This window comes from Burkholderia sp. Tr-20355, assembly GCF_017104685.1.
Taxonomy (GTDB): domain Bacteria; phylum Pseudomonadota; class Gammaproteobacteria; order Burkholderiales; family Burkholderiaceae; genus Burkholderia; species Burkholderia seminalis.
The window spans coordinates 114,504-123,935 of record NZ_JAAGPK010000003.1 but is presented as its reverse complement, the minus strand read 5'-3'; the positions used below and the strand labels follow the sequence as shown (position 1 = coordinate 123,935).

The window sequence follows — 9,432 nt, the reverse complement described above, 5'->3', positions numbered from 1 at the left end:
CCGATCGCGTCGCCGGTCGATGCGTTGAAGATCGGCGCGCCGGCCGTGTCGGAATGCGTGCGGACCGGCTGGCCGGCGATGCGCGCGGCGGGCAGCACGAACGCGGTTGCGGAACGGGAAAGTTCGGCGATGGACATGGGGGTCATCCTGTCGGTCGGGTTAGCGGTAGGCGACGCCCGGCATCACGCAGAGCATCTCGAACGCGAGGTTCGCGCCCGTGAGCGCGGTGGTGCCGGCCGGATCGTACGGCGGCGACACTTCGACGAGGTCCGCACCGACGATGTTCAGGCCCTTCATCCCGCGGACGATTTCGAGGCCCTGCTGAATGGTGAGGCCGCCGATTTCCGGCGTGCCGGTGCCGGGCGCGAACGACGGGTCGAGCCCGTCGATGTCGAAGCTCAGGTAGACCGGCGTGTCGCCGACGCGTTCGCGCACCTGCGCCATCAGCGGTACGAGCGACTTGTTCCAGCATTCTTCCGCCTGCACGACGGTGAAGCCCTGCTCGCGGCACCAGTCGAAATCGTCCGCGTGGTAGCCGGTGCCGCGCAGGCCGATCTGCGTGACCTTGTCGCATTGCAGCAGTCCGTCTTCCACCGCGCGGCGGAACGGCGTGCCGTGCGCGATCTTCTCGCCGAACATCGTGTCGTTCACGTCCGCATGCGCATCGATATGCACGACGGCAACCTTGCCGTACTTTTTATGCAGCGCGCGCAGGATCGGCCATGCGATCGTGTGGTCGCCGCCGAGCGTGATCGGCCGGCAGCCGTTCGCGACGATCTCGTCGTAGGCCTCCTCGATGCGGCGCACCGAGTCCTTCAGGTCGTACGGGTTGGTCGCGACGTCGCCGATGTCGGCCACCTGCAGCGAATCGAACGGCGCCGCGCGCGTGGCCATGTTGTACGGGCGCAGCAGCACGGATTCGGTGCGGATCTGGCGCGGGCCGAAGCGCGAGCCCGAGCGGTTCGACGTGCCGAGGTCGAGCGGCACGCCGACGAAGCACACGTCGAGGCCGTCGGTCGTCGCGGCCTGCGGCAGCCGCATCATCGTGGCGATGCCGCCAAAACGCGGCATGTCGTTGCCGCCCATCGGTTGATTGAGTTCGCGGGGCATGGGGCCGTCTCCTTTTTCCAGGGTAAAGCGATCGGCCGATGGTAGAGGAGAACGCCCGCGCGAAGATTTTGAAGTCGCAACGTTTACATCGACGGGTCTCGATGCGAGTGGCGCCGCCGCATCGACGCCGCGCAACCGAAGGCGGCCGCGCGGCCGGCGCGGGCGGCGGGCGGTCAGCGGGAGAGGACGGGCGGCGTGGCGGCGTCGTGCGATCCGGCGGAAGGGAACGCGGTGGTGGCCGAGCCCCACGCGGCGAGTTCGCGTTTGGTCCGCACGCCGAGCTTCGCGAACGCGCGCTTCACGTACGACTCGGCCGACGCGACGCGCACGCCGAGGATGCCGGCGGTCTCGGGCACGGTCTTGCCGGAGAGCAGGTGCTTGCAGGTTTCGTATTCGCGTTTCGACAGCTTCACGCCGTCGGCGGCGATGCGCGCGTCGAACTGCGCGAGCGGATGGATCTCCGGTGTCGGATGCGCGACGCGCCGCACGGCGGTGGTCGACGCGTGGAGTTCGAGCAGCGGGAACAGCACGTCGCTGATGCCGCGGAAGCGGTTCATCTCGGCGAGCGTGAACGGCGGCCGGTCGCGGCCGCGCTCCAGCGCGATCGAGTGCTGCGAATAGCGCGTGCCGCGCGCGAGCACGCATTCGTGACCGATCTGCACGTCGTCGAACAGCCGCTGACGGAATTCGCCGGGCGGGATCGCCGCGATGTCGCGCACGACGAGCATCGTGCCCGTCTTGCCGCGCAACCCGGCGAACAGCGGGTCGCTGTCGAGAAAGCGCTCGTAGTAGAGCGTCATCACGTCGGAGATTTCATGAGGGGCGGTGCCGATGCCGCTGCTGCCGATCCATTCGCATCGGTAGCCGGTGGGCATCGTGCCGTCGACGCGCGAGCGTTCGACGTGCGCGACGTCGAGCGGCACGACGTCGTTCAGCAGTTGCGTGAGGCGCGGCACGAAGTGAGGCGTGCCGACCGTCTCGATCAGCTCGCCCAGCGCCTTGAACGACACGTTGAAGCGGTCGTTGTCGCGGTGGAAGGGGTTCACGTTGAGCAGCATGCGGTTCCCCGGTGAAAAGCGGCGCGATTGTAGCGTCGGCAACGGAAAACGTCATTAGGGGGAAACACCGTCGGTTGTCCTGCCGACCTGCGCGCCCCCGCAAAACATCGTTTGTCCCCCCTGAAGGGGGGCATACCGGGGCAGTGTAAATGAGTAACTTTGTTTCTGCTTTTTTCAATCAAGAGACGAAAGATTCCGATGACCAAACTGATCAAGGACATCCTGCCGCTGGGCGCAGGCGTGGGCGAATTCACGAAGCTCGACTTCGGGATGGACGAAAGCGACTGGCGCGCGGCCGAAGGCAAGAGCGGCAACTACATCGTCGGCTGGTGGGAAGGCAAGGCCGGCTCGGTGGAGTTTCCGGAAACCGCGGCCGACGAAGCGGTGTGGCTCGTCGAGGGCCGGATCGCGCTGACCGACGTCGAAGGCAACCGCAAGGAATTCACGCCGGGCCAGGGTTACCTGCTGCCGGCCGGCTTCGCGGGCCGCTGGGAGACGATCGAGGACGCGAAGAAGTTCTACGTGCTGCTCGAACAGTCGTGATGTCCGAAGCCGCCGCCGGGGTGTCGTCGTCCGTGTGACGCGCATCCGGCGGCGGTTTCGTTTTTCGCGTGTGATGGCTGGGATCATGGAAATGGAAGTCAACGAAGCAAAACAGACCGCGCCGGTGCAGGCGCCGCGTGGCACGCCGGTCGCACCGGTCGCGCTGGGCGTCGAGGCGGCGCTCGCGAATACCAGGCTGTTCCCGTACTGGCTCGACAACCCGGCCGCGCCGGCCACCGAGCCGGAACTCGTCGGCGACGTGACGGCCGACCTGCTGATCGTCGGCGGCGGCTTCACGGGGCTGTGGTCGGCCGTGCAGGCGAAGGAACAGATGCCGCACCTGAACGTGGTGCTGATCGAGGCGGGCAAGGTCGCGCACGGCGCATCGGGCCGAGCGGGCGGGATCATCTCGACGTCGGTGATGCACGGGCTGCCGAATGCGGTGCGCGTGTTCCCGAACGACATCGCGGAACTCGAGGCGTTCGGCCATCACAACCTCGATGGCTTCGAGGAAACGCTGAAGCGCTACGACATCGACGCCGACATCGAGTGGAACGGCGAGATGACGGTGGCGGTCGATCCCGAGCACCTCGCGCACCTGAAGGGCGACTACGACCTGCATCGCGAGTACGGCCACGACGTCGTGCTGCTGAACCGCGAGGAAACGCTCGAACAACTGAATTCGCCGCTGTTCGCGGGCGCGCTGTGGTCGCGCAACCGCAGCGGCATCGTGCATCCGGCGAAGCTCGCGTGGGGGCTGAAGCGCGCGGCGCTGTCGCTCGGCGTGAAACTGTACGAGCACACGCCGCTGACGACCGTGACCGACGAAGGCGGCACGGTGTTCGTGACGACGCCGAAGGGCAGCGTGCGCGCGCCGCGTGTCGTGTTCGGCAGCGGCACCGCGAAGGTCGGGATTCCGGACATCAACCGCCGCGTGATGCAGGTGCGCGATCACGTGCTCGCCACCGAGCCGCTGACCGACGAGCAGCTCGCACGGATCGGCTGGAAGAATCGCCAGGGCGTGTACGACACGCGCACGCAGCTCAACTATTTCCGGCTGACGAAGCACGACAACATCATCTTCGGCGGCCTCGTCAGCTATCACTTCGACGGCGATCCGGAGCCGCACCAGGACGGCCGGCGCGAAACGTACTACCGGCTCGCGGAAGCGTTCTACCGCACGTTCCCGCAACTGAGCGACGTGCGTTTCTCGCACGCATGGGGCGGCCCGATCGATTATTGCTCGCGCGGCTCGGTGTTCGCGAAACGCTATCTCGGCGGCAAGGCCGTGTTCGTCGCCGGCTATACGGGTTTCGGCGTCGCGGCGAGCCGGTTCGGCGCGTTCATGGGGCTGAACATCCTGTTCGACCGCGACAGCCCCGAGCGCAAGCTCGACATCGCGAACCAGAGCCCGAGCTACATCCCGCCGGAGCCGATGCGCTGGGTCGCCGCGAAGATCACGTTCCACGCGTTCGACGGCGCGGATGCCGAAGGCGGCTGGAAGCGCGCGTGGATCAGCGGCCTCAAGGCGATGGGCTTCCCGATGTAAGCGACACGGCGGCCCGGCCCGGGCCGCCGCCATATCCAACTCCCCCGAGGAGACGGTCCGCGCCGCGGACACGGAGAGAGACATCGCATGAACGTTGTGAATCTGCAGGATGAAGCGCGGCAGGAAAGCGCGTTGTTCGTCGTCGTGATGCTGCTGCTCGGCATCCTCGGACCGACGGTCTTTCTCGGCCTGCCCGCGATCGTCGGACAGGTCGAGCGCCATTGGGGCTTCGGCGAAGCGGCGCTCGGGCTGTCGAGCTTCATCGAGGTGCTCGGCGAATCGACGGGTACGCTGCTCGTCGCGTTCGTGCTCGGCCGCCAGCCGGTCCGGCTCGTGCTCGCGGGCGCGGTGACGCTCGCGGCCGGCGCGAACCTCGGCACGCTCGCGACGCACGGGCTCGCCGCCTATTCGACGCTGCAGTTCATCGCGGGCGTCGGCTCGGGCGGGCTGAACGGGATCGCGCTGCGCTACCTGTCGTATTCGCGCGCGCCGGAACGCAATCTCGGGATCATGCTGATGGGGCAGGTGATGTGGAGCATGGTGCTGCTTGCGTATGTCTTCCCGATGCTGAGCGGCACGTGGGGCGCGCGCGGCGTGTTCGGTTTCGTCGCGTGCGTGCTCGGCGTGTTCGTGCTCGCGACGCCGCTGTTCCGCCGCGGCGAGACGATGGCCGCGCCGACGCCGGTCGGGGTTGCCGGCCGCATCGACCGCCAGGGCGCGATGCTCGTGCTGTGCGCGCAGCTCGCGCTGTACGGCGGCGTGGGCGTCGTATGGACCTTCCTCGAGAAGATCGGCACCGATGCGGGCCTGAGCGGCAAGTCGGTGTCGCTCGTGCTCGGCATCGCGAACGTCGCGAGCCTCGTGATCTGCGCGGCGATGCCGAAGCTCGGCGCGGGCGCGGGCCTGCGTCGCTGGACGCTCGTGAACCTCGGCGGCTGCGCGGTCGCGGCCGTGCTGCTCGCGATGCCGGCGTCGGTCGCGACGTTCACGCTCGGCGCGATCGTGTTCATCGGCTGTTGGACCGGCGGCGCGCTGCTGATCTACGCGACGATTCCGCAGTACGACCTGATCGGCCAGTCGGCCGCGCTGTCGCCGGGCTGCGTCGCGCTCGGCTATGGAGTGGGCTCGGTCGCGGGCGGGTCGCTGATCGAGCGCGCGGGCACGCAGTCGGCATTGATCGCGGCGATCGCGCTGTGCGCGGCGGCGTTCCTCTGCTACGGGCGGCTGCGGCCGGCCGTGTTCGGCATCGCGCGCCCGCTCGCGGCGGTATCGGAGTGACAGGGTTGCGACGCGCGCCGCTGCCGATGGCGGCGCGCGTCCCGTTCGGTTCATCGGCGAAGGCGGCGGGCGGGGCGCGCGAGGCGCGCCGTGCCGGCCGGGCAACGCGCGTACGCGCAGCGGCTTGACGCATGTTTTCGAATACCACCGATCTCGATCTCCGGCTCATCCGGGTCTTTCTGGCCGTCGTCGACGCACGCGGCATCACGGCTGCCGAGGCGTCGCTCGGCGTGCGGCAGTCGACCATCAGCACGCAGCTGTCGGCGCTCGAGGCGCGCGTCGGCTTCAAGCTGTGCGATCGCGGGCGCGGCGGCTTTCGGCTGACGTCGAAGGGCGAACGCTTCGCGGCCACGGCGCGTACGCTCGTCGCGGCGACCTCCGAATTCGTCGCGCGCGTGCGCGACATCGACCGCAAGCTGGTCGGCACGCTGTCGATCGGCCTGATCGGCCAGGCGCCGCTCGTCGAGAACGCGCGGGTGGCCGACGCGATCGGCGCGTTCCGCCAGCGCGACCAGGCCGTCACGTTCTCGATGAAGGTCGCCTCGCCGCAGGAGCTCGAGGAAAGCCTCGTCAACAACCAGCTCGATCTCGCGATCGGCTATTTCTGGCATCGCGTGCCGGGCCTGCTCTATACGCCGCTGTTCACCGAGCAGCAGGTGATCTATTGCGGGCGCGGGCATCCGCTGTTCCATGCGTCGCGGCCCGTGACGGCGGACGATCTGCAGCTTCACGACTGGGTGTGGCGTACCTACCCGGTGCCGGAGGAGCAGTATCCGTTGCCGGAGCGCCGCGTGACCGCGAGCGCGGACAGCATCGAGGCCGCGACCATTCTGATCCTGTCGGGCGGCCATCTCGGCTATCTGCCCGCGCATTACGCGGAGCCGTTCGAGCAGCGCGGGCTCGTGAAGGCCGTCGGCCGCGCGACGTTCAGCTTCGACGTGCCGCTGCATCTCGCGATGAAGCGCAGCACGAGCGACAAGCCGATCGTCGACGCGTTCTGCGAGGACTTGCTGCGCGCCTTCAACATCAAGGCGGCCGCGCTGGCCGCGTAAATCCGGGCCGCGCGCTCAGCAGTCGACGAGCGTCCAGTCGAACAGCTCGCGGCGCGTGCGCACGCCGAGCTTCGCGAACGCGCGCTTCACGTACGACTCGGCCGTCGACAGCTTCACGTCCAACTGCTGCGCCGCCTCGGGCACCGAGCGCCCGCACAGCATCAGCCGGCAGATCTCGTGCTCGCGGCGCGACAACTGCACGTCCTGGCGTTCGAGGCGCGCGTCGAAGCTCGCCTGCGATTCGACGTTCACCGATACCGTTGCCACGCGCCGCGCCGCGCAGGTACGCGCATGCAGCTCGAACATCGGGAACAGCAGATCGACCATCTGCCGGAAATGGAACAGCTCGTCCGTCGTGAACGCGGCCCGCCCGACGGCGCGCGCGAGCCCGAGCGCGTACTGCAGGTGCGCGGTGCCGTGCACGAGCAGGCATTCCTGCGCGATGCCGGGTTCGTCGAAGATGCGCCGGCGGAACTCGCCCTGCGCGATGCCGTCGACATGGCGCTGCACGAGCAGCGTGCCGGCCTTGCCGCGCAGCGGCGCGACCAGCGGGTCGGTCTGGCAATAGTGCTGGTAGTAAATATCCATCACGCGCAGTGTATCGGCCGCGACACGCAGGCTGCCGCTGCCGAGCCATTCGACGACGAAGCCCGACGTGCTGCCCGCGTCCGCGCGCCAGCGTTCGAGGTGCACGGCGTCGGCGTGGATGCTGTCGTTGACGAACGCGGTGACCGCGCCGACGAAATCCGGCGTGCCGACCGCACGCAGCGTCGCGCCGAGCGAGTCGGGGCGCACGCCGATCAGGTAGTGGCCGCGGGCGGCGGGGTCGGGCTGGAGCAGTCGCATGGTCGGGTGCAGGCGGTCAGGGGACAGCGCGACGTTACGCGAACGCCGCGCGTGCGTCAGCCGGGTATTCACCGGTCAACCCCGCGGATTTCGCGCGTTGTCCCCAAAACGACGACAAGACCGGATACGCGGCGGCGTGAATTCGCCGAAGCCCCCGCGGCGGGGGGGCATACCGGTGCGAATCGTCTGTCTATAGTGAAAGCACTTCGAAAACCTGATGACCACCGAGGACAGGCAATGCAGATTCAACCGACGCAGGTCGCCGCGACGCCGGCGGATTTCGTTCTGACCAACGCGAAGGTCTACACCGTCGATCCGCACCGGCCGTGGGCGCAGGCCGTTGCCGTGCGCGACGGCCGGATCGTCCACGTCGGCGACGTGGCGGCCGTGCAGGCGTATGTCGGTGCGCGGACGAAGGTCGTCGACGCGGCCGGCCGGCTCGTGCTGCCGGGCTTCGTCGAGTCGCACTGGCACTTCGAGACGACCGCGTTCGCGTTCCAGGCGTTCGTGAATCACGAGGATCCGCAGAAGGTGCTGGGCGCGCTGCGTGCCTACGTCGAATCGCATCCGGACGAGCCGGCGATCACCGGGATGGGCTGGGTGCAGGCGACGATCCCGCCAGCCATGCTGCGCAAGGAGACGCTCGACGCGATCTGCGCGGATCGCCCGGTGTGCCTGCTGTCGACGGATTTCCATTCGATGTGGGTGAACTCGAAGGCGCTGGAGATCGCCGGTATCGACGCGTCGACGCCGCCCGTGCAGGCAGGCGCGAGCTGGTTCGAGAAGGACGCGGTGACGGGCGAGCCGACCGGCCTGATCGTCGACGGCGCCGCGTATTCGTTGCTGATGCAGCGGATCAGCGCGGCCGGCCTGCTGCCGACCGGCATCGACCTGTACCTGAAATCGATTCCGCCGTGGCAGAAGAAGCTGTGCGCGGCCGGCGTGACGACCGTGTTCGATGCCGGTTTCTTCGACGCGAGCGGCGACCAGTCGCTGCTGTACGAGACGCTGCAGACGCTGGAGCGCGCGGGCGACCTGAAGCTGCGCGTGGTGGGCAGCGTCGCGGTGATCGGCGAGATCGACGATCCGGTCGGCACGCTCGTCCGGTATCGCGAGCAGTACGATTCGCCGCTCGTGAAGGCGCGTGCGCTGAAGCTGTTCCTCGACGGCACCGAGGCGAACCACACCGCCTACCTGCTCGAACCGTACGCGGATCGCCCCGACACCTGCGGCGCGCCGACGATGCCGGCCGACACGTTCAACCGCTATCTGGTCGAAGCCGATCGCGCGAACGCGAACGTGATGGTCCATTGCGTCGGCGACGCGGCGGTGCGAATGGCGCTCGACGGCTTCGACGAGGTCAACCGCGCGAACCCGCCGCGCGACCGCCGCCACGTGATCACGCACGCGTTTCTCACGCATCCGGACGACATCCCGCGCTTTCGCCGCGCGGGCGTGATGGCGAACACGCAGTTGCAGTGGGGCGTGGTCGACGCGTACACCGAGCAGCTGCGCGACCACTACGGCCACGCACGCTGGAGCAACATGTACAAGTTCCGCACGTTCCTCGACGCAGGCGTGACGGTATCGATCGGCATGGACGGCCTCGCGTGCCAGTGCCGCTGCCAGCACAAGCCGCTCGAGCACATCGAGTCGGGCCACACGCGCCAGCTCGCGGGCGAACCCGACGCGCCGGTGTTTCCGGACATCGCCGAGCGTCTGAGCATTCCGCAGCTGATCGCCGCGTACACGATCCACGGCGCGTACCAGCTCGGGATGGAGCACGAGGTCGGCTCGCTGACACCCGGCAAGCGCGCGGATCTCGTCGTGCTCGAGAACGACCTGTTCGAGGTCGGCCAATACGACATCGGCCGCATCGACGTCGGGCTGACGATGATGGGCGGCCGCATCACGCACGTGGGCAACGATTTCGGGGCACGCACGGGGATCCAGGCGTCCTGACCGGGCATCCCGTCTGACGACGCGGTGACGCCGG

The 9,432-nt window shown here is 68.4% G+C and carries 8 protein-coding genes; 5 read left to right on the top strand and 3 right to left on the bottom strand.

Annotation, left to right across the window (positions count from 1 at the left end; translation table 11 throughout):
• Window positions 1-159: 159 nt before the first annotated feature.
• Complete coding sequence (gene speB, locus G3N62_RS01920) at window positions 160-1,110, bottom strand: agmatinase (RefSeq protein WP_034188505.1); 951 nt, start codon at window positions 1,108-1,110, stop codon at window positions 160-162.
• Window positions 1,111-1,283: 173 nt separating this feature from the next.
• The gene (locus G3N62_RS01915; protein WP_034188504.1) at window positions 1,284-2,168 is read right to left on the bottom strand and encodes a helix-turn-helix transcriptional regulator; all 885 of its coding nucleotides are present in this window, start codon (window positions 2,166-2,168) and stop codon (window positions 1,284-1,286) included.
• A gap of 198 nt (window positions 2,169-2,366) precedes the next feature.
• Here G3N62_RS01915 and G3N62_RS01910 point away from each other — a divergent pair, with 198 nt between their 5' ends.
• The 4 genes from G3N62_RS01910 to G3N62_RS01895 all read left to right on the top strand — a co-directional run bounded on the left by G3N62_RS01910 (window position 2,367) and on the right by G3N62_RS01895 (window position 6,590).
• A complete protein-coding gene (locus tag G3N62_RS01910; protein WP_006484551.1) occupies window positions 2,367-2,711 on the top strand; it encodes a cupin domain-containing protein in 345 nt (114 codons plus the stop codon).
• Between the two features lie 85 nt (window positions 2,712-2,796).
• The gene (locus G3N62_RS01905) at window positions 2,797-4,260 is read left to right on the top strand and encodes an FAD-dependent oxidoreductase (RefSeq protein ID WP_124670148.1); all 1,464 of its coding nucleotides are present in this window, start codon (window positions 2,797-2,799) and stop codon (window positions 4,258-4,260) included.
• An 87-nt stretch (window positions 4,261-4,347) separates the two neighbouring features.
• Window positions 4,348-5,538, top strand: coding sequence for an MFS transporter (locus tag G3N62_RS01900; RefSeq protein WP_124670147.1), 1,191 nt, complete (start codon window positions 4,348-4,350; stop codon window positions 5,536-5,538).
• Window positions 5,539-5,669: 131 nt separating this feature from the next.
• A complete protein-coding gene (locus tag G3N62_RS01895) occupies window positions 5,670-6,590 on the top strand; it encodes a LysR family transcriptional regulator (RefSeq protein WP_034188501.1) in 921 nt (306 codons plus the stop codon).
• 15 nt (window positions 6,591-6,605) lie between these two features.
• Here G3N62_RS01895 and G3N62_RS01890 read toward each other — a convergent pair whose 3' ends face one another.
• The gene (locus G3N62_RS01890) at window positions 6,606-7,436 is read right to left on the bottom strand and encodes a helix-turn-helix transcriptional regulator (protein ID WP_124670146.1); all 831 of its coding nucleotides are present in this window, start codon (window positions 7,434-7,436) and stop codon (window positions 6,606-6,608) included.
• 237 nt (window positions 7,437-7,673) lie between these two features.
• On the opposite strand from G3N62_RS01890, the gene G3N62_RS01885 reads away from it, so the two are divergent.
• Window positions 7,674-9,398: an amidohydrolase gene (locus G3N62_RS01885; protein WP_049035467.1), complete on the top strand. Its 1,725-nt coding sequence runs from the start codon at window positions 7,674-7,676 to the stop codon at window positions 9,396-9,398.
• Window positions 9,399-9,432: the final 34 nt, after the last annotated feature.

Bases quoted from the DNA above. Each gene is read 5' to 3' on its own strand.
- speB (WP_034188505.1), bottom strand. From the start codon at position 1,110: ATGCCCCGCGAACTCAATCAACCGATGGGCGGCAACGACATGCCGCGT.
- G3N62_RS01915 (WP_034188504.1), bottom strand. From the start codon at position 2,168: ATGCTGCTCAACGTGAACCCCTTCCACCGCGACAACGACCGCTTCAAC.
- G3N62_RS01910 (WP_006484551.1), top strand. From the start codon at position 2,367: ATGACCAAACTGATCAAGGACATCCTGCCGCTGGGCGCAGGCGTGGGC.
- G3N62_RS01905 (WP_124670148.1), top strand. From the start codon at position 2,797: ATGGAAATGGAAGTCAACGAAGCAAAACAGACCGCGCCGGTGCAGGCG.
- G3N62_RS01900 (WP_124670147.1), top strand. From the start codon at position 4,348: ATGAACGTTGTGAATCTGCAGGATGAAGCGCGGCAGGAAAGCGCGTTG.
- G3N62_RS01895 (WP_034188501.1), top strand. From the start codon at position 5,670: ATGTTTTCGAATACCACCGATCTCGATCTCCGGCTCATCCGGGTCTTT.
- G3N62_RS01890 (WP_124670146.1), bottom strand. From the start codon at position 7,436: ATGCGACTGCTCCAGCCCGACCCCGCCGCCCGCGGCCACTACCTGATC.
- G3N62_RS01885 (WP_049035467.1), top strand. From the start codon at position 7,674: ATGCAGATTCAACCGACGCAGGTCGCCGCGACGCCGGCGGATTTCGTT.